At 57.7% G+C, this 22819-nt stretch carries 18 protein-coding genes; all 18 read right to left on the reverse strand.

Translation table 11 applies throughout. The annotated features are described in order from the left end of the window. Window positions 1–41: 41 nt before the first annotated feature. Window positions 42–488 carry a hypothetical protein gene (locus JJN09_RS19455; protein ID WP_249490831.1) on the reverse strand — a complete coding sequence of 149 codons (447 nt, stop codon included), beginning with the start codon at window positions 486–488 and terminating at the stop codon, window positions 42–44. Next, window positions 485–916: a hypothetical protein gene (locus JJN09_RS19460; protein ID WP_042561777.1), complete on the reverse strand. Its 432-nt coding sequence runs from the start codon at window positions 914–916 to the stop codon at window positions 485–487. Before JJN09_RS19460 ends, JJN09_RS19455 begins: the two co-directional genes overlap by 4 nt. Before the next feature lie 233 nt (window positions 917–1149). Then, a complete protein-coding gene (locus tag JJN09_RS19465) occupies window positions 1150–1737 on the reverse strand; it encodes a hypothetical protein (RefSeq protein ID WP_249483109.1) in 588 nt (195 codons plus the stop codon). Window positions 1738–1945: 208 nt separating this feature from the next. Beyond that, window positions 1946–2521: a hypothetical protein gene (locus tag JJN09_RS19470; protein WP_249483110.1), complete on the reverse strand. Its 576-nt coding sequence runs from the start codon at window positions 2519–2521 to the stop codon at window positions 1946–1948. A gap of 127 nt (window positions 2522–2648) precedes the next feature. Next, the gene (locus JJN09_RS19475) at window positions 2649–3053 is read right to left on the reverse strand and encodes a hypothetical protein (RefSeq protein ID WP_249483111.1); all 405 of its coding nucleotides are present in this window, start codon (window positions 3051–3053) and stop codon (window positions 2649–2651) included. A gap of 8 nt (window positions 3054–3061) precedes the next feature. Next, complete coding sequence (locus JJN09_RS19480) at window positions 3062–6076, reverse strand: NlpC/P60 family protein (protein WP_249483112.1); 3015 nt, start codon at window positions 6074–6076, stop codon at window positions 3062–3064. Beyond that, the gene (locus JJN09_RS19485) at window positions 6076–7098 is read right to left on the reverse strand and encodes a tetratricopeptide repeat protein (protein ID WP_249483113.1); all 1023 of its coding nucleotides are present in this window, start codon (window positions 7096–7098) and stop codon (window positions 6076–6078) included. The genes JJN09_RS19480 and JJN09_RS19485 overlap by 1 nt, the downstream gene beginning before the upstream one ends. A 10-nt stretch (window positions 7099–7108) precedes the next feature. Further along, the gene (locus tag JJN09_RS19490; RefSeq protein WP_249483114.1) at window positions 7109–9145 is read right to left on the reverse strand and encodes a type VI secretion system tip protein VgrG; all 2037 of its coding nucleotides are present in this window, start codon (window positions 9143–9145) and stop codon (window positions 7109–7111) included. 28 nt (window positions 9146–9173) lie between these two features. Continuing rightward, a complete protein-coding gene (locus JJN09_RS19495; protein WP_249483115.1) occupies window positions 9174–10175 on the reverse strand; it encodes a serine/threonine-protein kinase in 1002 nt (333 codons plus the stop codon). Continuing rightward, window positions 10172–10900, reverse strand: coding sequence for a PP2C family serine/threonine-protein phosphatase (locus JJN09_RS19500; protein ID WP_011336583.1), 729 nt, complete (start codon window positions 10898–10900; stop codon window positions 10172–10174). The genes JJN09_RS19495 and JJN09_RS19500 overlap by 4 nt, the downstream gene beginning before the upstream one ends. After that, window positions 10900–14439 (reverse strand): type VI secretion system membrane subunit TssM, encoded by a 3540-nt coding sequence (gene tssM, locus JJN09_RS19505; RefSeq protein ID WP_249483116.1) that lies wholly within the window; start codon window positions 14437–14439, stop codon window positions 10900–10902. Before tssM ends, JJN09_RS19500 begins: the two co-directional genes overlap by 1 nt. 13 nt (window positions 14440–14452) lie before the next feature. Next, complete coding sequence (gene icmH, locus JJN09_RS19510) at window positions 14453–15328, reverse strand: type IVB secretion system protein IcmH/DotU (RefSeq protein WP_007954389.1); 876 nt, start codon at window positions 15326–15328, stop codon at window positions 14453–14455. A 5-nt stretch (window positions 15329–15333) separates the two neighbouring features. Next, window positions 15334–16665, reverse strand: coding sequence for a type VI secretion system baseplate subunit TssK (tssK, locus tag JJN09_RS19515; protein ID WP_096817226.1), 1332 nt, complete (start codon window positions 16663–16665; stop codon window positions 15334–15336). A 2-nt stretch (window positions 16666–16667) separates the two neighbouring features. Then, the gene (gene tssJ / locus JJN09_RS19520) at window positions 16668–17168 is read right to left on the reverse strand and encodes a type VI secretion system lipoprotein TssJ (RefSeq protein WP_249483118.1); all 501 of its coding nucleotides are present in this window, start codon (window positions 17166–17168) and stop codon (window positions 16668–16670) included. 5 nt (window positions 17169–17173) lie between these two features. Beyond that, the gene (gene tagH / locus JJN09_RS19525) at window positions 17174–18367 is read right to left on the reverse strand and encodes a type VI secretion system-associated FHA domain protein TagH (protein ID WP_249483120.1); all 1194 of its coding nucleotides are present in this window, start codon (window positions 18365–18367) and stop codon (window positions 17174–17176) included. Window positions 18368–18385: 18 nt separating this feature from the next. Beyond that, window positions 18386–18526 carry a hypothetical protein gene (locus JJN09_RS19530; RefSeq protein ID WP_003229566.1) on the reverse strand — a complete coding sequence of 47 codons (141 nt, stop codon included), beginning with the start codon at window positions 18524–18526 and terminating at the stop codon, window positions 18386–18388. 93 nt (window positions 18527–18619) lie between these two features. Next, a complete protein-coding gene (locus JJN09_RS19535) occupies window positions 18620–20146 on the reverse strand; it encodes a sigma-54-dependent Fis family transcriptional regulator (protein ID WP_249483121.1) in 1527 nt (508 codons plus the stop codon). Window positions 20147–20156: 10 nt separating this feature from the next. Beyond that, window positions 20157–22814, reverse strand: coding sequence for a type VI secretion system ATPase TssH (gene tssH / locus JJN09_RS19540; RefSeq protein WP_249483122.1), 2658 nt, complete (start codon window positions 22812–22814; stop codon window positions 20157–20159). Window positions 22815–22819 lie beyond the last annotated feature (5 nt).

Here is a 22819-nt window from a genome sequence, read left to right on the forward strand (position 1 = left end):
AGATGCACAAGCGTTAAGCGTTTACCGTGACGGGCTTAGGCTCAGCGCTTGTGAAAGCGCGTCACACATGACTGCGGCCCGTTCATTCCCCAGTAAGTGCTGAGTAATACTTTGCGTTTCTTGTCGACACGGAGGTTGACGAAACCATCGCCACAATCCGGCTGCACTTCCTCGAAGTCAGCGGTTTTCGGCCGGTAGATGAAAATCCGGTGGATGGTGTAGGTGCCCATGCCGTCGTCGATCTGCCAGACCGAAAAATCTTTCATGCCATCGAAGTTGAAATCGTCGATAGCGACGTGCAGGGATTTTTCAGCGGAAAAGTCGATGGTTCGCGACTCGCGAGCATCGACTTGAACCGTCACTTTCGGCCCGCTCACTTCCAACATCGCTTCAACGTTTTTAACAGGGCTGAACGATGTTGCCTCTGCCCCCGCCGACGCCGATTCCAACACCCCGAACAGCGCCAGACCCAAGCTCACTCGACTCATTGATCGCCCTGCTCCCACTTGCAACCACCGTCTAGAGAAACATCGACATTGGGGTCAAGCAGGAAACTGTATTCCTTGCCGTTGGACTTCTTGGTGTAAACCATCGAAACGCTCATCGCTGCTTGGGTGACCCACTCATAGGTTCCCGTGACCTTGCCGTCGACAATCTCGGACCAGGTACGGGTATTTTGCGTGGGTGCGTCCGGAGCAAGTATTTCTTCCTGATGATCCGTCAGTACGATGGAAATCGGCGTTTTCGACTTGGCGTATTTGACGAAACCACCCGACCAATTGCTTTCGTGATCGTAGAAGGTTCTGAGTTCGAACTTGATCGAGTGGGCGTCATCGAAGCAGTAGTTTTCGGAGGTGACCTCGCTATGGGCAGTCAGGGGGAGGAAAACCATGAGTAACGGGAGTAGCTTTCTCATCTTGAATCCGTTCAGAAGAAATGACGCGCCTTGGCAATAGTCACAGCGACTGGAAAAAAGAAGCGGGGCAGATCTATTTATCGAGCTCCGCTAGGGCTGAAACCACCAAACTCGAAAAATTCGGTCTGCTCATTTTTTACAAAACACAAAATAAATCCGTCCCCTTTTCGATTAACGGGACAAATTCAGCTAAAAATGAACCGTCCCGTTCTCTCTATTGCCGCGCGAATTTTTTAATGCTTTTTGTCCTGCAAGCTAAAGTAGTTTTTAATGCTCGCCGCATCTTTATAAGCACAGACCACTTTATTTCCCGCAACCAGATCTGCCCCTTCCAAACAATTATCTAAAGCTGGGTCTGGTAAGTCACCACTAAAATGAAGCAAGGATACACTTCCACCTTCTCTCCTTATCGGGAGTTCCATAACCGAATAAGCAAAACCGTCAAATGCCGAGTTAGACACTTTTCTTTTCGTCAATACAAACATAGATTTTCCGGCTCTCGCAGGGGACTTCCACTCGTAAAAAAATACAGAAGCGATCTGATCCCCCTCAACCTTCCAAACATAATTTAGAGACGGTTTACCGGAACTCAATGATGAGTAATATATCTCAGCATCGGCAACATGCTCTTCTTTAGCTAACGCCTTCAGACTATTTTTCAAAAAAAATACAGCGATCTTTTCTTCGCCCAAAGAAGCTACCACCGTAGGATGGAATTCACTTAATGTGGGTGCGGCATCCGCAAACACATTGGACGCTACGAAGCCAAAAGCTACAAACGGAATAAAATGCCGTTTAAATAGAGTCAAATATTTTTTCAACGTGATATATCCTTTCAAAGACGGGACAGATCTATTTAACCCCCCACGAAGACCAAAGCCACTAAGCGTAACAAATAAATCCGCCCCCTTTGACTTCCTTACGAAAGAAGCGAGGTAGATCTATTTAAACGGCCCTACCAAGACCAAAGCCAGTGAGCGCAGCAAATAAATCCGTCCCCTGTCGTGCTCCTTTTCACTCACTAGAGTCTCACTCAACAAACTCAATAGTTTCAACCATCTTAATGACTTCCTTCAACGCAGACCCATTTAGATCATTCAGGTAGGCCACATTTCCACCTCCACAAAGTGCAGCAGATCCATGGGGGATGCAGAATCCAAACCCACGCGTTCGGCCCTCCTCTTCACCATTTGTAACGTCCTGAGATATCGCTGGACCTTCCCAATTCTTCCCTTTTAACACATAAAAAGTATTATGCATGGACGTGTCAGCCTCAACATCTGGATCTAAACTCATGACCCATCCATTGTCGGTCATTTTCCCACCTGAAAAGTTAGCGAAAGTTCGGGCATCGGCGGGATCTACACATCGAAACTTTAAATTGACTTCTATCGGCCTCCTAGAATTAGGCTTAATAACTTTCGAATAAAACAAGAGTGCAGGCACTTCTTCCTGGTCCACTTCATAATCACCTCCGTACAAATCATTCATTTTAAATTCGCACGCATTGAGATCTGCAAATATGACCGATGGTTTCGCATTTGCTTCATTAGCGAACAAGACCGACGAAAATGAAAGAGCCAAAACAATTAACCAAACCTTCATCACTGCTTCCTTGCCCTAAACGGATCTGACAGAAGCTGGACAGATCTGTTTAAATACCCTACGAAGACCAAAGCCACTAAGCGCAACAAATAAATCTGTCCCCTTTAACTCTTCCTTCAGTTATCTACTATTTAATATTACATTTCGGCTCGCCAAGCACTTCACCTTCAACCTTAAAACTGCACACTTCAATAACATCTGCACCTTCAGTCAGAGGCATAAGCTTCATGGTGAGCGAAAGATCTTCCTTCGAAAATTCCCCACGTTCCAAAACAACTTCAGAAAAGTCATCACTAAAATTTTTTCCTGAGATATTGCAGAATTTTCTTGAATTACTGGCCTCCCCCCCTCCACCCGGTTTCAAAATCTGAACCATAACGCAGGGGCTAGCAAAAGTCTGATAATAGCGAACCAACTTGCCAGCGACCATGGCCGTATCTGCTTTATATACGTCCGTGGCTACCTTTTTCTCCTCTGTAGCCAATACACAACTTGAGAAGGCTAAGCCAATCAATAGCGCAATATTTTTCATTTTCAACCTCAGAGATAGTTTTTTCGTGCAGAAAATCTGGCAGCAGGAACACCAGGCCAATTGCCTTCAAGGGACATGATAGCCTTCAACTCAGCTTTATTATTTTCAACAAAAGGTCGCTGAACAATTTCCCTTGATGAAGGCTTATAATCGCCACGATAAATCAAGTCCACAATCATATCTTGGATCTTTGTATCAACAGAATCCCAGTTCAGCGCACCATAATGACCGACGTTGAAAGATTGCTCAGAAATCGTTATGACTTTATTCTTCATAATTTCATAGACAGAAACAAACAACTTATATTGCTGTTTGCGCGTAATGAATGTTTTCCGAATTTCAGGACTCGCGCTATTAAGATAATTCCGTGCAGCAGTACCACTTAGACCTTTTGCTCCAACTAACCAACTCAACAATGGTTCCGTAATACCTACCGCAGTTAGATCACCCATTGGATCTGATTTTTGACCAAGATCATATCCTCTCCCGATCGTAATACCGGATGCTCCGCCAGGCCAATGCGCTTTCCGACTGAAATACATATGCAAAGAATTCGACGAATCCTCTATATCATTACCTTCCACATCAAAAGTCAGCTGTCCCTTCTCAACCTTTAGCCACTTCAGATCATTATCATCCTCCATCGCGAGAAAGTTTGAAACGAAACCTATAGGGTGAAAATGGTAAATCAATCCCGTACCCGCTGGGGTTTTATCAGCCAATTTATCCCAGAAGATGAATGAATCTATTCTTTCCTTTTCATGCTTCAGTAACTTTTCAGAATCTTCTAGAAGAGTATCCAATCTCTTCCATTTTTCTGATTTTGTATCATCCTTCCACTCCGTAGGATGGTGTGCTACTAACTTTGTCCAATGCTGCCGCGTCTCCGTACTTTTCAATGCATCAGCAAGTTCAGATGGCTCTATCTCTCCGTCATGGTTTTTGTCTATTTTTTTCAGAAGATCTTTAAAAAAGTCGGGCATATCATCGGGATCGAGAAAGCCGTCAGCTGCGGAATTGCTTTCCTCAACAAGCTGAAAACCCATTTTTGTCCAATCGTGTGGAGTGATAAATTTTGCGTCAGACTTTTTCACCAACCCAGAAATCGGTTGATCTTCATCATTCACGGAAATCTCATACCAATCCTCATTGCCTTCCTTTATAACCGGCACTTTGCCTAGGTCGATAGCGTGCTCTTCTTTTAAAGGATCACTCGTTCCAGTAGCAGGCATTTTTTTCTTAAGCTGGGCACCTTTTGGCAAATGTAAATACTGACGCCCGACTTTTAATGCAGCGACATTATCTAGAAAATCTTTTACCTCAGCCTGAGCTGTAAATATCTCAACATGAACTTGAAATTTACCATCCGCAAGGCCATTTTCATTTACTAAATTTTCAACTTTACCTAAATAACCAATAGGGTCACCGGCCTTGATTCCGATGCTAGTCGTCACAACTTCAAAATTTGTAGGAGTGAGCGACTCCCATTGCGTGTACTGACTATCCTTCTCGCTTTCGATAATCGCCCAAAAATTACTTGGCACAGCCCCATTATCATTCCAAATGCTGGCATCCACTGGAGTGCAGGGGGCCATACGTCGTAGTTTATTTCCGACCACTAAATTCACTACATCTTTGCTATCGAACTCAATGATACTGCCTACTGTAATTTCTCGATTGCTTTCAATGCGTGCACCTGCAGGCTGCCCGTTCGCAGGGGTCGTTGGCGCGCTGAACATAGCTAAACGTTGAGTGGTCTTAGCCTTTACCTTCCCTTGCCAATACTTTGGCCTCGCACGCTCGGGTATCACATCTGCTACCCAAATAGCATTATGACTGGAGTTTTGATATGGCTCATTATTTTTCAAGTATGCAAACCATACCTCTTGCCCTGCTTCGCGAACTTTAGTTGATCCATGCTTTACACTACCGGAAAGGATTTTTCCCTTAGCATAAGTAACATTTTCAACGGAGCGCTTTTCCAAAACTTCAAGCCTAGTGTGCTTCGCCAGCTTTCCTGGGTATGGAAAGTTATTCGACGCGGGAAAATCATCATACGCTTTGAAGTCTTTTACAGTCATCGTCACTATCGGGTTCGGACTTTCATTCTCCGCTAGCGGATAGTGCTTATACGGCAAAAGATGCATATATAGGCTATAAAAATTTAGCTTATTCTGCTTTCCTTTATTCGGTCCTTCTTCTGGATTTGGCGCGGACTTATATTCATGCCTCACTAAACAGAAGGAACTAGAATAATCGAGTTTTTTGGCCGTATCTCCTGTACCGAATGTCGATTTTAGATAGTCCTCGTTAAGACGATAGGCCACGACTTCACCGTCGGCCATACACCGAATTGGCTCGTTCAAAATGCACTGAGGAGCGCTGGCATTGCTGATGTGAATGCCGCCGTGCCAGAACTTGTTGCTGCCCAGCAGGTAGTGGCCGGCGGTCTCGGCTTCGAGGGCTTTGTAAACATCCTCCACATCAGTGAATTGCTTACCGTCAGCCTTTCGAAATGGATACTGGAAATTCATAAGTGGAGCTGCGCCTACCGGAGCAGGCGCCGGGGTGGGAGCTGGCGCAGCGGCAGGTGCCGGTTGTGCACCTCTAAATTGAGGTTTTGGTCGCAAGACCTTTTCTGGCATCGGCCAATAATTACTATCCGGACCGTAAAGAGCCGTTTTCGGTCCCGCCGATTGCGAGCCAAAGAATTTTCCAGGCGTCTGAGCAGTGCTCAGTTTCTCGATTACTCCGGTATGACCATGAAAGTTAATCCAAAGTGCAATATCGCCGGGTTGTGCGTTCGCGACTGGAATCTCTTCGAAATGCTCCCGGTCGGTATTCAACATTGAGGTTGTTCGATAAGGAATTGTATAACCAGCATCTTTCATTATTCGGTAAACAAGGCCCGAACAATCGATTTCCTTCTTACCATTGTTATCAAGATCAGCTTCGCCCTTGTGTGGACCGTACTCATAACCGCTACGATATGGATCTAGATGTTCAAGTAGTCCAGTACTCATCACAAGCTTCCTACTTTAATGCATTGAATTGAAGGATTCCTGACGACGCCTTGAGTCGCCAAGCGTTCAACAGAGGGTGTGCTGGACTCAGGGTCTTTTCGTTGAGCTTCCTGATAACACGCCATCGCTCGAGGCGGATCCGATGGGACTACGGCGCCCGTTTCATATACTTCACCCAGTCGGACAAGGGCGTTGATTGAACCCCGCTGCGCAGCGCTTTCCAACGCGACCATCGATTTTTCTGGATTGATGCACGGACGTTCATTGTCGTAATTACCCTCATCGCAATAGAACATTGAGAGTGCCAAGCCTGCGTCTGGAATGTTGTTTGATGCCTGAATGAAAAGCTCCAAGATCTTGGAGTTTTCCAGACGCGGTGCTTGCCCGGAAAGACTGATCCCAGCAGCTGCAATTGCTGCTTTTGGCGAGCCTTTCCGGGCGCCATCCAAATAGCTATCCAATGCTGCGGCGTACAGGTAGATGCCAGAGTCAGGAGAAGCCTTATTCACCAACCTGTCGAATATGACGCCTTTCTTTAGCTCCAGCTCACCGGGCGTTAGTTTTTCAGACTGAGTGATTTCATTCATGACCGCATCGAGAGTCCAATCCTCCACTCGGTTCAAGACCCAGCAGCCGCCACGCTTGAAAACAAAGATCTTCAAAAAATGGCCCGCCTCATCGCGGACGATTACTCTGTTTGGCACCTTGATTTGAATTATGAGGTTCGCTGCGGCCGCATTTTCCGGAAGCAGTACCTTCAACTCGTCAGCGTCAATCGCATTCAGGCTCCGCTCAACAACCTTCGGTATTTTCCCATCAGCTGTTACATGAACATGCTTCACAGAGGGCGCGATAAAGGCTTTCTGTATCTCAGGTTCGGATGAAAAAGCTTTGACGAACTCGACAAAATCGCTGCTTGGACATTGGGTGGCATTGGGCGATGAGGCATAGGCACCTGAACTCATCCCCAAGCTCAAGAGCGCAATGGAAAACCACTTCATTATGTATTTGTTTGTTGTCATCACGAACTCATCACTCAGAAAACACAAAAAAAGCCTTCGGCTTAACCTTCTCAGGCGGCGCATTCAACAACGCCTGATCCATCAAACTCCCCGCCTTATCCTTATCCGCCGCCCCCGGCAACACCGGCGGTTTGATCCCGATGCCAGTGCCTGCTCCCGGCGAGCCGCCGGCGTTGATCTTCACCACCGGCCCAACCACCGTCACACCACCACCATCGAGCTTGATGAAACTGCCGCCGCCGAGAATCGTCAGCTCAGTCCCAGCCTCAATAACAATCTTGTCCCCAGCCTTGATGTGAATCTCTTTCCCGGCACTGGTCAGTTGCGCCGTCCCGAGCTTCACATGCTGGTTCTCACCAATAGTCAGGTGGTCGTCCATCCGCGCTTCGACTTTGCGGTCGGAAATCGTGGTGCGGTGTTCTTCAGCCTTCAGCTCGGTGTAGGTGTTCTTCACCACCGTGTCGTGCCGTTCATTCCCGACCCGAATCTTCTGGTCGTGCTCAACGTTTTCATCCCAGTCGCGCTGGGCGTGGATGAAGATTTGTTCGGCGCCTTTTTTGTCTTCGATGCGCAGTTCGTTGTAGCCACCGCCGCCCGGGGAGCTGAGGGTTTTGAAGACGCTGCGGGTTTTGTTCGCCGGCAGGGCGTACGGCACCGGGTTTTCCTTGTGGTACAGGCAGCCGGTGACCAGTGGCTGGTCTGGGTCGCCTTCGAGGAAGGTCACGAGGACTTCCATGCCGATGCGCGGGATGGAGATGGCGCCGTAGCGGTCGCCGGCCCAGGAGCTGGAGACGCGCAACCAGCAGCTGGTTTTGTCGTCGGCCAGGCCTTCGCGGTCCCAGTGGAATTGCACTTTGATGCGGCCGTATTGGTCGCAATGGATTTCTTCGCCTTTGGGGCCGGTGACCATGGCGGTCTGGCTGCCGAGCACGCGGGGTTTCGGGTGCTCGAGGGCCGGGCGGTAGAACACGTCCCACGGGGTGGCGAGGAAGGTGTTGCGGTAGCCCTGGTGGAAGTCGTCCTTGTTGTCGGTGGTGTCGCTGGTCACCGATTCTTCGAGGACTTGCGGCTGTTTACCTTCGTGGAATATTTCGGTGAGCAGCCACAGGTCGTTCCACTCGCTGCGCGGGTGGTCGGACATTTCCATGAAGTGGCCGCTGACGAGTTTGGTCTGGTCGCCGCGACCCTCGGCCTGGCGGTAGTCGGCGCGATGGCGTTCGAGGGCGCGCTGGCTGAGGAATTTGCCGCGCGCGCGGTCGATGAAGCGGCCGGGGTAGTCGTAGTCTTCGAGATCAGGTTCAGTGCTCTCACCGTCCGGTTTGTAGGCCGCTTCCATTTGCAGGCGCGGCTTTTCGAAATCGTAGTCGCGGCGGGTGGTGCGGCTGGTGCGGGTTTCCAGACGCAACCGGAAGCCTTTGATCACCGGTTCTTCGGCGACCATGCCGCTGCCCTGCACATACGCGGTCGGCTGGCCGAGGTTCGGGAACACGGTCTGGTCATCGCCGAACACCAGCAGGTGGCCTTTCTTGCTGTGCTGGAAGTGGTAGTGAATGCCTTCCTCTTCGCACAGGCGCTGGACGAAGTGCAGGTCGGTTTCGTCGTACTGCACGCAGTAGTCGCGATCCGGGCATGGCTGGCTGAGCTGGAAGCTGTAGGCGTTGCCCTTGATGCCGTGCTCGTCGAGGATCAGCGCGATGATTTTCGGCGCCGACATCTGCTGGTAGATGCGCTGGTTAGTGCGGTGATGCAGGTATTGCAGCTGCGGCACCAGCGAGACTTTGTAGCGGGTCAGGCGCTTGCCGGCGTCGCCCTGGGCGACGCGGTAGATCTGGCCGTGAATACCGGAGCCTTGTGGATCGAGGGCGAGGAAGGCCTGTTTGTGCAGGAGTTTTTCCAGGTCCAGATCCGGGTTTTCGCTGACCAGTTCCAGGTCGAAACGGAACGGCTGGCTGATGCCTTCAGTGCCGGTGAACGACAGGACTTGCAGGTCGCCTACGTAATCTTCAACGGTCAGGCTGAAGTGCGTTTCGTTAGCTGGGTTGAACATAGTGTGCTCCCTGTTCGAATGTCATCCGTTACGCCCGCAGTCGCAAACGCTGCAGCCAGGACGAGGTGGCGCCCAAGGCGTCACGCAATTGGTCGGCAGTGATGGTGCGCTCTGCCGCGTCAAAGGCCAGCGCGGTGCGCAGCGCGGGCCAGCAGTGTGTCGGTAGATTTGCCGGGGCTTGCAGCTCGCGATCCAGGTGTTCGTCTCGGGCCTGGGTCGAGGGCAAGCGGCGGAACGGGTGTTTGCCGCCCGCCAGTTCATAGATCACGCAGGCCACGCCGTACACGTCCGCGCTGGCCGACAGCGGTTGGCCCTCAAGCAGTTCGGGGGCGGCGTAACCCGGGGTCCAGGCGTTGAAGCGCTCGCGACTCAGGTGCGGCAGGCCGGGCAGGATGCCCTCCTCGGCTTGCCCGAGACCGAAGTCAAACAGGCGCACGCCGTCTTCGCAGAGCATGACGTTGCTCGGTTTCATGTCACCGTGCAGCACGCCGCGACGGTGGGCGTAGGCCAGCGCGTCGAGCAGCGGCAGCGCGATGTCGCGCAGTTCCTTCCACGGCAGGCCCAGCGGCCGCTCGCAGAGCAGTTTGTCCAGGGTCAGGCCACGCATGAGTTCCATGGTGATGAAGGCACGCTGGCAATCGGTGTCGACTTCGAACGTGTGCGGTCGCAGCACGTTGTCGTGGCGCAGGCGTCGGGTCAGGGCGAACTCGCTGTAGAGCAAGGCGCTGGCGTCCGGCGACTCGGCAAATTCTTCGCTGAGGATTTTCAGCGCAATGTAAGGATCGGGATCGCCGAACTGTTCGTGCAGCAGATCCCGGGCCCGGTAAACCGCCCCCATGCCGCCGGCCCCGAGCAGACGCTCGAGGTGATAGCGGCCGGCGAGTACGTCCGGCAATGCACCGATGCTGGCCTTGGTCGGCGCCAGCAAAGGCTCTGCCTTGTTTTCCTTAGCGAAAGCGAAGTAGGTCAGGTTGTTGGCCTGCTCTTCGCTCATCAGCAAGTCGTCGACTGAGGATTCGAGTTCAGTCATTGGCGGATCACCACGGCAGTCAGGTTGTCGCGAGCGGCACCCCGCAGGGCGCCGTCGAACAGACGTTCCAGCGCCACATGCGGCGCCGCCAGGCTGAGAGCATTGCCGAGGGCATCGCTGCTCAGGCCTTGATACAAGCCATCGCTGCACAGCAGGAACACATCGCCCGGATAAACCTCGAGTTCCAGCACATCGAGGGTCAGTTGTTCCGCCGCGCCGACCGCCCGGGTCAAGGCCTGGGCTGCCGGGTGCGCCGCCGCTTGTTCGACGCTCATCTGTTGCTCGTCGATCAGTTGCTGCTGCAGAGAATGGTCCTTCGACAGCTGATACAGGCGCTGCCCGCGCCACATGTAGCAACGGCTGTCGCCGGCCCAGATGCAGGCCGCGCGATTGCCGTCCACCAGCAGCGCCACGACGGTGCTGCCCATGATGCTGTCGTGACGCCCGGCGGTGACGGTCAGCTCTTGCCCCAGGCGCCGGTTCAGCCAGTGCAGGCACTGGCGGATGGCTTTGAGGCGTTCGTCGAAGTCTTCGTGTTGCGGCAATTCAGCCAGGCTGGCGACAATCAACTGGCTGGCAATGTCGCCACCCTGATGACCGCCCATGCCGTCCGCGACCACCCACAGCCCATGCTGCGGGGTGTCGAGGAAGGCATCTTCGTTGCGCGACCGCACCTTGCCCGGGTCGGTTCGCGCCGCGCTGCGCCAGGGACTGGCCACCAGCATCAGAGCTGCACCGGCATACGGAAGGTGCGCATCACGCCCATGTCGAACGGGTTCGGCGTGCGCTGGCTGGTCAGCAGGTAGTTGGCGCGCAGGCCACCCACATCGGCTTTCAGCACCAACACGTCGCGACCGGTCAGGTACTCGGTCTGCATCAGGTCGAACAGACGGAACAGCGACCACGGGCCGGAGTTCTTCTCGATGCCGATCGGGCGGCCGGCCATCTTGTCCATGACGAGGCTGGTGCGACCGTCTTCAGCATCGGTCGGCCACTTGAAGTTCATGGGCAGGATCGGACCGTGGCGGTATTCCATGGTCTTGTCGCCGAACTTGAACTCGGAACGGCTGACCGCCGGATCGAGGGTGTACGGCTCCAACTTGAACTGCACGGTCGGCTCGGCCGGATTGATCGAGAAGAAGCTCTGACGAATGTTCAGTGCCGCCGCCATCTGGTCGAGGAACACCTTGGACACCGGCAGGCTGCGACCGTCGATGCTGCGCATCCGGTAGCTGCCCGGATCACCGCTGACGAACGGACGCATGTAGCTGTCGAAGAAGCGGTCGATGGTGCCTTGAGCCCGGAAGAACTCGCGGAAATCACTGATCGCCACGTCGCTGGTGCTCGACGCGCTGAACGGGTAACGCTGGTTGATGGTCTTGCCATACACGCTGTACAGCTCGCTCTGATAGCGGCCGTTCAGGTATTGGTAAGCATCGTTGAGCACCAGGCGCCACGAGTCTTCGGCCAGTACGTTGAACCACACGCTCAGCGGACGCGGCAGACGACCGGACGCGTTGCGCAGGTTGGTCAGCGCATCACGCTGGCCGCTCATGCGGGTCTTGGCCAGTTCGAACGCGGCTTGCTCTGGCGTGCTGGAACGGGCGAGGCCCGCCAGTTGCAGTTGCAGGTCGTTGAGTGCGGTGAAGGCCGGGGTCAGGTCAGCGGCCGGGCCGTTGTTGTCGTCGAGCAGTTTATGCAGCGGTTCGAAGCGACGTTGCAGCGACTTCTTGGCGGTGTCCGGCAGATTCTTCGCCACGTTCATGGCCGCAGCCTTGTCCGCGACAGCGGAAGCGAGTTTGCCGACCTTGCCCAGTTTGCCTTTCTGCCCCGCCAGCGCATCGGCGGCATCACCGGCTTCATCCACCGGCTCCGGGGCTGCCTGGAAGCGGGTGTTTTCGCGCACTTCGGTCAGCAGTGCCAGCACCGGCGAGTTGGCCGAGGTCAGGCCTGCCAGTTGCTCGGCGCCTTCACCGGCATCGCTGATCGGCGGCAGTGCCACCTGGCCAACGGCCTCGCTCCAGTAGTTGGCGTAGTCGCGGAAGTACAGTTGCTCCAGCTCGACCATCAGGCGACGCAGATCCATGTCGCTGATGCCGGCGCCTTCGCCCAGCACCCAGTTGTCACGCAGGATGTCGGTGACCAGCGCGGAGCCCTGTACCGAAAAATACTGCTGATAACCGGTCTGGGTGTAGAAGCCCGGGATCACGTATTCGGTGCCGATGAACAACGAGCCCTGCGGGCCGAGGTGCTGGCTGAAGCGATAGTCCGGCAGGTTGCGCGCCTGCTCACGGAGCATGCGGTAAACCACGTTTGCCAGCGATTCACTGCGCAGAACCTGACGCGCCTGAGTCACCAGTTGCTCGTTGAGCGGGTAGATAAACGGCAGCTTCAGCAGACGCTCAAGGTGCGCGTTCAAACCGTTCTGCACCGCGGTGTTGCTGGTGTAGCGTTGGGACCAGTCAGTAGCGACCCAGTCCTTTAGCCATGCCGCATCACGACGGTCCTTCATGTTCAGCATCAGGTACGCGCGCAGGCTGTTGATCAGCTTTTCGCGGTCCTTCATGTTGGCGCGGATCTGACCTTCGAGCAGGGTGGCGACGCGTGGCAGCAGTTGCTTCTCAAGCTCGCGCTCGTAAGCCTCCTTGACCACCGGATTGACGTCCTGGCCCTGATACAGACCAACGCGCTCGTGGTACGCAGCGTCGCCCTTCTTCGGGAACACCTGAGTCGCGGCGTAGCTGGTGTCGAGGGTTTTCAGCGTGCCCATGGCGTCATCGCGCGGCGACAGTGCCGTGCGCTGCTGCGTCCAGTTCTGTGCAAGATTGCGCAGGTTTTCCAGACGCTCGTAGTTGGCCGAGAAACCACCGGCCCAAAGCATGCCGAACAGCGCCAGTGCGCCCAATGCACCGACGTACAACGCACGCTGGCCCCAATGGATGCGGCTGCGCTCGCGCTTGTCCAGACCGGCCAGATCGGCCTCCGGGAAAATCACCCGGCTGAGCAAGTGATGGATGAAACGTGAACGACCGCTGCGCAGGGTCGGCAGCACGCCGGCGCTCATGCCCAGGCTGGCGCCGATACCGGCGGTGGTCGAATCCATTTCGTGGGTCAGGTGCGGTGCGCTGGTCAGGTAGAAACCACGCAGTTGCGTCGCACGCTGGTAGCGGTTGCCAGTGAATGCCATGTCGACGAACAGGCACAGACGTTCGCCGATCTGGCCCATCTGGTGCGGGAAGTCGAGGATGCGGCCACGGCGCTGGGTGTCGCGCTCGGAGTGCATGCGCATGATCACCTGGCTGTTGAGGCGACGCAGCAGCTCTTCGAACTCGCCGCGCAGTACAGCCACGTCGGTGCCGACCTGATCCTTGCGGAAGCTGGTGCCCAGCACCTGATCGCTTTCTTCGCGGGTCAGTTGGTCGAAGAATTCGTCGAAGCCCAGCAGCTTGTCAGCCTTGCTCAGCACCAGATACACAGGCACATCGACGTGCAGCTTCTGATAGACGTCTTGCAGACGCGCGCGCACCTGGCGAGCCAGAGTGTCGATGTCCTGCTCGCTGCCACTGGTGAGGGTTTCCACCGGAATGGTCACCAGCACGCCGTTCAGCGGACGCCCGCGACGACGCTTGCGCAGCAGTTCTAGCAAAGTGGTCCAGGCGCTGCCGTCGACTTCCGAATCCGGCTGGGTCAGGTAGCGGCCGGCGGTGTCGATGAGCACACCGTGGTCGGCGAAGTACCAGTCGCAATGACGGGTGCCGTGGGTGTCGCGGGTCAGCTTGCGGTCGATCTTGTTGATCGGGAATTCCAGCCCGGAGAAGTCCAGCAGGCTGGTCTTGCCGCTAGCCTGCGGGCCAATCAGCAAGTACCACGGCAGGTCACTGCGCCAGCGCTCGCTACGACCGCGATACAGGCTCGAAGTCTTCAGGGTTTTCAGGGCGTCCTTGAAACGCTCCTTCAACTCTTTCTGCTCTTCTTCGATCAGGTCGTCGCGACGGATACGGTCCTGGCCGTCTTCGGTTTCCTCGACGGCTTTCTTGCGGATACCGGCGCGCCAGCTGACGAAGACCATGGTCAGGCCCCAGATCAGGAACAGCACGCTGATGGTCAGCAACCGGGAGGTCGAACCTTCCCAGAACTTGTAGTCATCCACCGCCAACAGCGGGCCGACGAACCACACCAGCAGCGCCACGAACAGCACCAGCAGCAAGGTCCAGACCCAGGTCTGGCGCAGGAAGGCGCCGACTTTCTTGAAAAACTTTTTCATCACACGTCCCTGTTTACGGCTGCGACTGCGGCTGGACCGCGGCCGGATCAAGCGGCTGATAAGGTTGCAGCACGGTGTCGCGCTGCTCGCCCAAGACCCAGGCGAAGCCCGAATACATCATCACCAGGCAGACGAAGGTGAACAGCACCACCATCCACGCCGGCACGATGCGCACCAGATTGCGGCGCTGATCGTTGAGGCCTTCCCACTGCGGCGACAATTCACGCGGCACGTCGCCACGCAACTGACGGATCTGCCGGTACAGGGCGTCGCGGATGCCTTCGAGTTCCAGCATGCCGCGCGCCTGTACGCGGTACTTGCCTTCGAAACCGAGGGACAGGCACAGGTACATCAGCTCCAGCATCGGCAGGTGTTTGACCGGGTTTTTCGACAGTCGATCGAGCAGTTGGAAGAACTTCTCGCCGCCGAAGGTTTCGTTGTGGAAGCTGCTGAGCAGGCTCATCTGCGACCACTCGCTTTCGTTGCCCCACGGCGTGGTCACGACGGCTTCGTCGACCACAGTGCAGAGCACGTAACGGGCGGCCATCACCTGGCTGCTTTCGGCGCCGTTGTGCAGGGCGCGCACTTCAAACAGCTTGAGCCCGGCGGTCAGGCGCTCGTTGAGCGCGTAGAGGTCTTCGCGGGTTTCGCTGTGCTTGAGGCGCACCACTTCCGACAGCAGTTCGGACGACGCCGCCACCAGCGAATTGAGGCTGATGTTGAAGGCCTCCGCCGGGCGCAGGCGCGCGGCGTAGATCATCCGTTCTTCCAATTGTTCGAAGCGCGGCGGCGCAGCGAAGTCGGTCAGCGGACTCGCCGCCGGGCCATGGCCCTGACGGTCGAGCAGGACGGTTTTGTCGTCCTGGTTATGTTCCATGTCCTTGATCATGTCGGTCAGTTCCTGATGGCCCAGAATTTCAGTTCAAGCTCGGCGAATTCGCCGGACACGTGGAACGCGAAGCCGCCGGAGCGCTCGAGTTGTGCCAGGTCTTCGGAACTGAGTTCGAGGATGAAATAGGTTTTGTTCGAATGAAACGCGATCTGCCGCGGCGCCACCGGCAACGGTTTGACCTTGATCCCCGGCAGGTGCAGGTTGACCAGTTGACGGATGCGCTCCACCGGGCCGACCTTGAGGTGCGCAGGCAAGCGGTTGCGCAGTTCTTCGGAGTCGCAGTTGGCACTGGCTGCCAGCACGAACGACGCCGAGCCCAGCAGTTTGTGGTCGTGCAGCGGCGACACGATGATCCCGTACTGACGCGCCTGCAGGATCAGTTCGATGGCGTGCTGTTCCAGCACCATCGACAGCACCTGACGGATCGACTCCATCAGTTTGCGAAAGCTCGCACCCTGGTCGGCGTGGGAGTAACGGCTGTCCAGACGCGGGCGTTTGCTGTCGCTGGAGAAGGTCGCCAGATCGCCGAGCATGGTCAGCAGCGTGCGATACAACTCTTCCGGGTGAACCTGCTCCAGGCCCAAGTAATGGCGCAGCAGCAGTTCGGTGCGGTTGATCAGTTGCAGCATCATGAAGTCGCCGATTTCCGCGCCGCCGACCTTGCCGTTCGAACGAATACGCTCGGCAATTGTGTCGCCACGGTGACCGAGCATGCTGATCACTTCTTTCAGGCACGACAGCAGGTAGCTGGAAGCGTGGGCCTGAATGTAGGTCGGCACGAAATCCGGGTCGAGGCTGATCACGCCGTCCGGCGTGGTGTCGAGCACGTCGCAGATCTTCAGCTTCACGTAGGCCTGGTCGCTCTGTTGCTCGCCGAGCAACAGCTTGAAGTCCGGGCGACCGCATTTGACCTGGCTCGCGGAATCGTCGCCGGCGTTGGAGTCGGCCACTTCGGTTTCATAGGCTGTGTAGCGCGCCAGCACGTCGGACTGCTCCGGGCGACGGGCCTCGATGTGGTTACCGGTGACCAGCGGCAGCGCCAGGTAAATCGGCATGTTGCCGGTGTTCGGCGGCACGTCCAGTGCCAGCGGTTCGGTGTTGCCACCGAGCTCGAACAGGCTGCCGTCCGGCAGGATCCCCGAGGCTTCACTGATCACCAGTTTGCCCATGTTGAGGAACTGCAAGTCGATCTCAAGATTCAGGAAACCCCAGGTGTAGCCGCCCAGCAATTGGGTGCGGGTCTTCATCTGGTGATCGTAGTAGCGGTCGTTGTGCTGGAAGTGCTGCGGACGCAGCAGCATGCCTTCCTGCCAGATGACTTTATGGGTATTCATGATCAGTCATCCGCCTTGGCGAGCACTTCGTTGGTCTTGCGGATACCGGCCTGGTCCAGCGTCAGATCGGCTTCGGTAACTTCCAGCGGCGTGATCGGGAACGTGTGGCGCCATTTGGTTTCCGGCAGGTCGCGATACGCGGCGAGGATGCCGATGTAGCGGCTGCCCTCCTCCACGCTGAGTTTCAGTTCCACGGTTTCACCCGGGCGCAGTTCGAGTTCTTCGCTGGCCACCAGATCCGGGTTGAGGGATTCCTTGGCGCGCTCGTAGAGGCTGAAGAAATCGGCGTTTTCAAAGGTCACCGGATGCTTGAGTTCAAACAGGCGCACCACGATCGGTGACGGACGACCGTTGAGGTCCGGGTTCAACTGATCGCTGCCGGTGATCTTGAGGTTGATCTTGGTCACTTTCGAATACGGCGACATCGACGAGCAACCGGCGAGCAGCACCATCAGGGTGAGCGCGGTCAGCGTCTGGAAAAAAGCGGTCGAGCGGCGAGACATGCGCATCATCCTTGGTGGTCGGTGTGGAGGGTGGAGATCAGGCGGATCTGTTCTTCGTAAGCCTGGGCGAAGTCGCGGGCCAGCAGGCGCTCGCTCCAGTCATCATCCTGACGCAGCGCATGGTGGTAGCGGTTGAACGCTCTCCAGCGGCCGCCGGAAGTGGCGAGCAACGGCTTGTTGTCACGCTCGAAACGCAGGGTCAGTTGCTCCGGCGAGAAGTGCTCCAAGGTGCCGCGCACCGCCGCGCGGCTGGCCGTCAGCAGCGCCACCTGATGCGCCTGCAAGTCGCGGAACGCACGGGAGATCGCCTGTTCGGCCGGCAAGTGGCCCGGCTTGTGCGGATGCAACAGGATGTCCAGTGCCTCGCTCGGATCGACGGCGAATTTCAGTGGATTCTTGTTGGTGCCTTGCACGGTGGTCTGGGCCAGACGCAGTTCGTTCTTCAGCTCCGAACGGGTGCGCAGGCTCTGTTGCAGACCGCCGATGCTCTGGCGCAGCAGACGTGCGGCATTGACCGCCAGTGCTTCGCGCTCGTCATGGCTCAGGCCTTTCAGATCGACACCCAGTGCCGCACCGAAGTGATCCCAGAAACCCTGTGGCTGACGTTCGACTTCTTTCGGTGCCGGCACAGGTTCAGGCTTGGGCTCGACGATCAGCTCCGGCACCATCAGGCTTTCCATGTCGATGCGCGCATAGTCGGCGCGCTGACGGGAGTCTTCGGGGTCGGTGACCGGCGCGAGCATTTCCTCGAATTCCGAGTACACGCGCTCTTGCTGCTCCAGCGACTTCAACGGGTCGAGGTCGAGGAACGCGTCGTCCGGAATGATGGTGCCGGCGGCGCGTGGCAGGCCCGCTTCACCGTCGAAGGTCGCCGGGTCACGCACCAGGCGCGCACGGATCTCGAAGTCGCCCAGCACGTAGGTGCTGCCGTGCTCGATGCGCACCGGTTCGCCCTTGTGCAGACGTGCGCCGCTGTCGCCGTCCTGAACACCGTTGCTGCTGGTGTCGGTCAGGAAAAACGTGCCCTCGCGATAACTGACGATCGCGTGGTGGTTGGACAAGTGACGCTTGCGGTCAGGGATGATCCAGTCGCAGTCCTCGCCCCGCCCGATCACGCCGCCGGCCTGTTTGAAGGTCCGCTGGCACAGCTCGGTGGGCACGAACTGCTTGGTGTTCAGCATTTCGAAAACCAATTCCATGTTTGATGCTCCTTGCGGTCACTTGCCGCGATTGACCGCCTGCGGATCACCCAATGGGCGGTAATCGTTATCGTTGAATTTGTAATTGCCGCTACAGCCGCCGAGGCCGCATAGAACGACGAGGGTCAGCAGGACAGCGTGCCAGTGACGAACAGACATCAGAGGGTCTCCAGGTGTAGACAAAGCACAAAGCGCCGACCCTTTCGGGCGGCGCTGATATAAGCGGACGAGGTGAAACCGACAGACTTTTGCCTACCCATCGAAGTCACCCAGATTGATGTTCAAACGGCCGAGCCGATAAAGCAGCGTGCGCCGGGGCAAGCCCAGTTCCCGGGCGGCGAGCGTCTGGTTGCCGTCGTTCTTGCGCAGGCAGTCGAGCAGCAGATTGCGTTCGACCGCTTCCAGTCGTTCGCGCAGATTGAGGCCGCAGTGGTCTTCCGGCGCCGGTGCAGGTTCCAGGCGCAGCGAGAAATGCTCGGCCAGCAACTCACCGCCCTCGCACAGCAGCACCGCCCGCTCGACCAGGCCTTTGAGTTCGCGCACGTTGCCGGGGAAGGTGTAACCGGACAGGTGATCCAGCGCCGCTTCCGACCAGCGCACCGGATCCCGCTGCAGGAATGTGCAGGCCTTGTCGGCGAAGTGCTTGGCCAGATCGAGGATGTCGCCTTCGCGCTGACGCAGGGCCGGCAACTCGATCGGGAACTGCGCGAGGCGGTAGTACAAGTCCTCGCGGAATTTACCTTCGCTGACCAGCACCGACAGGTCGCGGTGCGTCGCGGCGATGATGCGCACGTCGATCTTGTGGGTGTCGTTGGAACCCAGCGGACGGATCTCGCCTTCCTGCAATACGCGCAGCAACTTGGCCTGCAACGCCAGCGGCATGTCGCCGATTTCGTCGAGCAACAGCGTCCCGCCATTGGCCGCATCGAACAGCCCGGCGCGGTCGCGATCGGCACCGGTGAAGGCGCCTTTGCGGTAGCCGAACAGCTCGCTTTCCAGCAGGTTTTCCGGGAACGCCGCGCAGTTCTGCACGATGAACGCCTGGGACCGGCGCGGGCCGCAATCATGGATCGCACGCGCGACCACTTCCTTGCCGGTGCCGGTCTCGCCGCGCAACAGCACGGTGTACGGGCTGTGCAGAACTTTGCTGATCAGCGAGTAGGTCTGGCGCATCGCCGCGCTCTTGCCGATCAGGCCGTAACCGCTGGCACTCGGCAGGCTGCGCACGACCGGTGCAGCCGCATCCATGGGCTGCCGCAGGCGCTGCAGCAAGTGCAATTGACCGAGCACGAACGAGCCGAGCTGACCGAGGGAATCGGCGAAGCCTTGCAGGTTGATGTGACGACGGCTGGCGCACAGCAACAGGCCTTCGACAGCCTTCTGCCCGTTGACCAGCGGCACGCACAACAGCGACTGCCACGCCTCGAACGACGCCGGCAGGAAACTGGTTTCGTGCAGGCTGCCGCCGAGGTCGTCGAGGCACACCACGCGGTTCTGGCACAGGGCGAACTGCAGCAATTGCTCGCCGTTGTAGTCCGCCGGCAGGCTCGCCGCGCCACGCGGTTGCAGCAAGCCGTCGAGGCACTCGGCGTTCATTCCGAGGCTGGTGTGCGTGGCGTCGAGCAAGTACAGCTGCGTCAATTCGCAACCGCTCAACCCGGCCACGCCCCGCACGAAGTCACCCAGCAGCGCAGCACCGTCCGCCGAGCGCGACAGGCTGGCGAACTGCGCCAGCAAGGCTTCGGCATAGAGCAGTGGCTGCGGCACTTGAGTGAACATCACACTCACCTCAGGCGAACTCGCAGGTCACGCTGGCGCCACCGTCGAGCGTCGCATGCACGCGCTTGAGGCTTTCACCGGTGGCCATGGCGTCGAGCAAGCGGTCGGCCACCAGCGGCAATACGTGCTGGTCGAGCAAGTGGTCGATCAGGCGCGCACCGCTTTCGCTCTGGGTGCAGCGCTCGGACAGGTGATCGACAAGGTTCTGGCACCAGCTGAAATCCAGCTGACGACGGTTCAGGCGCTCGCCCAGACGACCGAGTTTGATCTCGATCAGCTCTCGGAGCACCGGGCCACCGACCGGGTAATACGGCACCACTTTCATCCGCGCCAGCAGCGCCGGTTTGAAGTGTTTGCTGAGCACCGGGCGAATGGTTTCTTCCAGCACTTCGGCAGTCGGACGCGCGCCGTCTTCACAGAGGTCGCTGATCTTGTCGCTGCCCAAGTTCGAGGTCATCAGGATCAACGTGTTGCGGAAGTCGATTTCGCGTCCTTCGCCGTCGTTGGCCACGCCTTTGTCGAAGATTTGGTAGAACAGGTTGAGCACGTCCGGGTCGGCCTTCTCGACCTCATCGAGCAGCACCACCGAGTACGGTTTCTGGCGCACGGCTTCGGTGAGCATGCCGCCCTCGCCGTAACCGACGTAGCCTGGCGGCGCACCGATCAGGCGGGAAACGGTGTGCTTCTCCTGGAACTCGGACATGTTGATGGTGGTGATGAAACGGTCGCCGCCGTACAGCAGGTCGGCGAGTGCCAGTGCGGTTTCGGTCTTGCCGACGCCGCTCGGGCCCACCAGCAGGAACACGCCGACCGGTGCGTCAGGCTTGTTCAGGCCGGCAGCGGTGGCGCGCATCGAGCGATCCAGTGCGTGCACGGCTTGTTCCTGACCACGGATGCGGGTGCGCAGGTCGGTGGCGAAGCTTGCGACTTTGGCGTTGTGTTCACGGGCCAGTTGCGCCAGCGGCACGCCGGTCCAGGCGCTGATCACTTCGGCCACCAGACGCGGGCAGACTTCGAAGCTGACCAGACGCTCCTTGACCTGAGCGGCGGTCAGGGCGCTGTGGGTTTCGTTGAGTTGCGCTTCCAGCGCTTCGACGCTTTGGCCTTCTTCAACTTCAGCGGCAACGGTTTCGATCACGGTGCCTTCGGCGTCTTCCTCAACAGTGACCACCGGCTCGACCGCAGCGGCTTCACGAGCCTTGGCCAGTTGCTGACGCAGTTCCAGCAGGCGCTCGGCCAGTTGTTTCTGCTCGGTCCACTGGGTTTCCAGTGCGACCATTTCGTCTTCGGCTTCGTCCAGACGCGCTTCCAGTGCATCCAGCGCTTCGTGGTCGATCAGCAGACCGGCTTCGGCATCGCGGCGCAGGGCTTGACGCTGGCGGCCACCTTCAGCCAGTTCACCACGCAGGCGCTCCAGGCTTTCCGGGGCGGCGGCGAGGCTGATGCGAACGCGGGCGCACGCGGTGTCGAGGACGTCGACGGCCTTGTCCGGCAGTTGCCGACCGGCGAGGTAACGGGCAGACAGCTCAGCTGCAGAAACCACCGCGTCATCGCGCAGGTAGATGCCGTGGCTCTTCTCGTAGACCTGAGCCAGGCCACGCAGAATGGTCACCGCTTCGCTCACGGTCGGTTCGTGCAGCTGAACCGGTTGGAAACGACGGGCCAGCGCCGGGTCTTTCTCGAAGTATTTCTTGTACTCGGCCCAGGTGGTCGCGGCGATAGTGCGCAGTTCGCCACGGGCCAGCGCCGGTTTCAGCAAGTTGGCTGCGTCGGAACCGCCGGCATTGCCGCCCGCACCGATCAGGGTGTGGGCTTCGTCGATGAACAGGATGATCGGTTTCGGTGAGGCTTTGACCTCGTCGATCACGCCTTTCAGACGACGTTCGAATTCACCTTTGACGCTCGCGCCAGCCTGCAACAGGCCCATGTCCAGCGACAGCAGCTCGACGCCCTTGAGCACTTGCGGCACTTCACCGGCAGCGATGCGCGAGGCCAGGCCTTCGACGATGGCGGTTTTACCGACACCGGCTTCACCGACCACGATCGGGTTGTTCTTGCGGCGACGGGCGAGGATGTCGACCATCTGGCGGATCGCGCCATCGCGGCACAGCACCGGGTCGAGTTTGCCGTCGCGGGCCTGTTGGGTCAGGTTGTGAGTGAAGCGCTCGAGCAGCGATTCACCTTGGGCGGCCGGCTTGCCGTTGGCCGCAGCCTGAGGCTGTTGCGAGAGGGCAAATTCCTTCAGGCGATCGATGTTCAGTTTGGCGAGCAACGGCTGGTAGCGGCTGCCGGCGTAGCGCATCGGGTTGCGCAGCAGCGCGAGAATCAGCGCCGCGTCTTCGACCGAGGTCTGGCCCAGTTCAAGGTTGGCCACCAGCAGCGCGTCTTGCAGCCACTGCACCAGTTCCGGAGCGAACACCGGGTTGCGCGAAGCGCTGTGCTCGACCCGCGATTGCAGGGCGGCGCTCAGTTCGCCAGCGTCAACGTCGGCATCTTGCAGCGCGCGGGAGAGCAGACCGTTCGGGCGCTCCAGCAGGCCGAGCAGCAAGTCCTCGACCAGAATCTTGCTGCCGCCACGGGCGACGCAGCGCTCGGCCGAACGCTCCAGATCGCGACGGGTTTCGGCGTCCAGCGCCTGGATGAGTTGTTGCAGGTCTACGTTGATCATGGCTC

Source organism: Pseudomonas sp. HS6 (genome assembly GCF_023375815.1).
GTDB lineage: Bacteria > Pseudomonadota > Gammaproteobacteria > Pseudomonadales > Pseudomonadaceae > Aquipseudomonas.